Below are 1,069 nucleotides of genomic sequence, written 5' to 3' on the forward strand. Positions count from 1 at the left end.
AACACATACAAAAACACCGCTCCGATTTTGTTGGAAGCGGTGCTTTGTGTAAGGTTGACAGCCTATTATGTTATTAGGTAGTGTTCACATAAGGGCATCAACAATAAGTGCAAAATAGACAAAAGTCAAAAAGATAACATCAAGCTTGTCATAGCGGGTAAAAATACGGCGAAAACGCTTGATGCGGCGAAAAAGTCTCTCAACCTGATTACGCTGTTTGTACAATTCCTTATCGTAGTCCCAAGGATCTTTGCGATTGCTTTTGGGCGGAACAACAGGTGTGTAGCCAAGTTTCACGGCCAGAGCCCTGGTTTCATCCCCTTCATAGGCCCGGTCCATCAGAAGATAAACCGGATGGTTTGTTGGACCGAGCTGCCGCAAAAGAGCACGACCTTCTGGACCGTCGCCACAGTTTCCCGCAGACAACGAAAAGATTACCCCATCCCGATCAGATGCGGCGACCATATGAAGTTTGGTGTTCCATCCACCCCGTGTTCTTCCGATGGATTGCGTCCCGTTTTTTTCAAAGCGCCCATTCCATCCGGATGAACCTTTATGCAGGTGGAATCCAAACTTATCACATTTACTTGGATTTGAATGATTCCCAGTTGCTGCAACCGCAGAAATACTCGTTCCAAAACGCCTTTTTTCGCCCAGCGGTTTATCCGAACATAGATCACATGCCAATCTCCGTATTCTTTGGGCAAGCTCCTCCATTTGCACCCATTTTCCACTACGTATAGCACTGCATTCAATACGTCCAGGTTGCTGATTCTGGCTGGTTTCCGCTGTTTGGGAAAGCACTCTTTGATTTGCTCGTATTGCTCTTTCTTTATTTCCATTCTTTGATTATATCACAATCCCACTTATGTGAACACTACCTAGTTTTCTGTTTCCCTTTGTCAAGAGAAGATAAGTTTAGAGGATGTACCGAACACAGTTTGGATGCGTTTGAAAAAGATGAACTATGGCTTTCTAAAGCGTCATTATTTAGAAGCTGTATTCACAAGCGGATAAAACGGTGGTAAGATAGGATACATGGAAGAAAAAGGGCGAGAGTCGTATCCCA

Annotated in this window: 1 protein-coding gene; it reads right to left on the minus strand. The window is 44.4% G+C overall.

Features of this window, described 5'->3' with window-relative positions:
* Nucleotides 1-84: 84 nt before the first annotated feature.
* Nucleotides 85-842, minus strand: a protein-coding gene (locus tag D1646_RS22365) for an IS5 family transposase (RefSeq protein ID WP_160638522.1) whose coding sequence is annotated in 2 segments (ribosomal slippage) — nucleotides 85-524 and nucleotides 524-842 — 759 coding nt in all. Because the reading frame shifts where the segments join, the coding sequence is not laid out codon by codon here.
* Nucleotides 843-1,069: the final 227 nt, after the last annotated feature.

It is taken from the genome of Pseudoflavonifractor sp. 60, assembly GCF_009911645.1.
In the GTDB taxonomy this organism is placed as follows: Bacteria; Bacillota; Clostridia; order Oscillospirales; family Oscillospiraceae; genus Lawsonibacter.